General features: G+C 54.0%; 1 rRNA gene. It reads left to right on the forward strand.

The features are described from left to right. Positions 1–300: ribosomal RNA gene (locus SB660_RS19780) — 16S ribosomal RNA — on the forward strand; the annotation flags it as partial.

Consider the following 300-nt stretch of genomic DNA (forward strand, 5'->3'; position numbering starts at 1 on the left):
AGCAGTGGGGAATATTGCACAATGGGCGCAAGCCTGATGCAGCAACGCCGCGTGAGGGATGACGGCCTTCGGGTTGTAAACCTCTTTTAGTAGGGAAGAAGCGAAAGTGACGGTACCTGCAGAAAAAGCACCGGCTAACTACGTGCCAGCAGCCGCGGTAATACGTAGGGTGCAAGCGTTATCCGGAATTATTGGGCGTAAAGAGCTCGTAGGCGGTTTGTCGCGTCTGCTGTGAAAACTAGAGGCTCAACTTCTAGCTTGCAGTGGGTACGGGCAGACTAGAGTGCGGTAGGGGAGATT

This window comes from Bacillus sp. SIMBA_005 (genome assembly GCF_046535585.1).
Classification (GTDB): Bacteria; Bacillota; Bacilli; order Bacillales; family Bacillaceae; genus Bacillus; species Bacillus pumilus.